Here is a 2135-nt window from a genome sequence, read left to right on the forward strand (position 1 = left end):
ATTATCTAGAAATATCTTGAGACGTCCAAGTATTTTCTTTATTACTGGACTCTTATTAGAGAGTAAAACTAAGCCTGAGATAGGGCTTAAATATTAATATACGAGGGGTATTTATGATGAATACATTACAACAGGGATGGGTCTGCAAGCTAAAGCGGGTGTTCAAGACTTAGACTATTGGTTTTTTATCATTTTAGATAATTCTAGAATCGGAAAACGACCTCAGGATATTAAATTGTACAAAGAAGAGTGGATAGACGGTGATGTGAAAAAAATCCCACTTTCCAAAGAAGAATTGCGAGAACAATTAGGAGAAGGCGGTAAAATTTATACGACTAACGCAGAGTACATGAAGGCCGTTAATGATCATCTGTTTCAATTTAGGGAGATTCAAGTTTTTGAACATCTGATTAAATTATTAATTGCTTTACGTTCCAATAAATTAGGTGGGGGCCAAAAGCCAAAAATGGTGTATGAAATCTTAACCAATTCCCTGTCATCATTATCATCAAAGGAACTAAGTCCACTTAGTAACACAATTGAATCAATTGATACAATTGAAAGGGAATTAACAGAATTACAGTTTGCCTACGACTACATAGAAGTTATCACAAGTGTATATGAAGCCTATCATGAAGTGTATTTAGCAGAAGTGGCAAATGGATATTTAAAGGCTGAAAATCGCTTACAGAACCTTTATGAACGTCAGAGGTATAATTCGAACCAGTTAAGTACTACCCAAAGTAATGTAGTAAAACTGACTGAAGAAATATCCCATTTGGAGGCAAAAGAAAAGACCTTGAATGAGCGGATTGAAGCGCTGCGTAGTAAGGAAGCAAAGGACCTCTCTATACAAAAAGGAAGGCTCGAAAATCAAAAGATAGATATTACTCGTTTAATGAAACCGAAACAAGAGCAGAGAAAAACCAAGGAAACAAAAATTAAAGAAATGAATCAGCTATTTGAAGCTACAAGTACAAATAGTTTAAAGTGGATAAATCGCATGAAAGGTGAATTGTCAGAAATGGAGCACTGTGCTTTAGAATCGTCTTTTAAGCAGCATAGCCGACATGCAGGACACTTTATTACTCGATATGAGCATTTTGATTATGATTTTTCTTTATGGAATCAAGACATTCAATCTTATCAAACATTCATTCACGACATACAAAAACAGATATTCGAGTTCGAAAAATTAGGACATAAGAAAACAGTTCTTACGGAAGAAAAAAATGAAGCTACGGTTCTCCTTAACCAGAAACAAGAAAAGCTTCGTATGATGAGAAAGAAAATTGATGAACTGAAGAAAACCTTCAGTAATGAAATGGATGAATGGTTAGAAGATAATGAATTCTTAGTTATAAATGAAGAAGAGAAAGAGCAATTGTTAAAAAAATTGTACCATTTTCCTTATTCAGTCACAGAACGAGAACTAACTGACATGATTGAGCAGCAGTATACTGATGTAAAAAGGAAAATCAATGATGAAATTCATCAAGTAGATAGATTAGAGGGTGAAATCGGACAAAAGCAGTCTAGTGTAGAGGAAGAACTCAATGAATGGATTGTCGGTAAGATGCCTAAACCTTTTCTTTCAAAAGAGAAAGAATCAGTATTAGAAGCAATAAAAGAATGGAATATTCCGCATATCTTATTCTATGATGCGGTTGAGTTTCAAGATGGTCTTTCAGAAAAGGAAATGGCTTCCATTGAGTGTGCATTAGAAGATACTGGACTTCTAACTACGGTAATCGCAGATCCAAAATGGGATATACAGCTAAGCGAGCATACAACGGTTCCAAACAAGCATGGAACTCCATATATGTTTAACTTAACCCAATATCTAAAACCAAGTAAGAAATCAGGAAAGCTGGCTGTATGGGTTGAAGAGCTGTTAAGCCACGTCGGTATTTCGAAAGATGAAGAGTGTTTTATTTTATCCAATGGTAACTTCAAAAATGGAATTATTAAAGGGCAAGCATCGCTTAAAGAGTCACCTCAGTACCTTGGTGAAAGGGTGCAAATTCACATGCCCATCAACTTAAAAATCTTCACTACCCCCAAGTGTAAAAAAACGTTATTCTTTCTAAAAAAGCTAGACTAGAAAGGATGACGTTTTCTTATGAATCTCTCGA

General features: G+C 34.9%; 1 protein-coding gene. It reads left to right on the plus strand.

Features of this window, described 5'->3' with window-relative positions:
* The first annotated feature begins 136 nt into the window (after positions 1 to 136).
* Positions 137 to 2104: a coiled-coil domain-containing protein gene (locus tag MR168_RS32660; RefSeq protein ID WP_242291755.1), complete on the plus strand. Its 1968-nt coding sequence runs from the start codon at positions 137 to 139 to the stop codon at positions 2102 to 2104.
* Positions 2105 to 2135 lie beyond the last annotated feature (31 nt).

It is taken from the genome of Bacillus cereus group sp. BfR-BA-01356, from assembly GCF_022663635.1.
GTDB classification, from domain to species: domain Bacteria; phylum Bacillota; class Bacilli; order Bacillales; family Bacillaceae_G; genus Bacillus_A; species Bacillus_A cereus.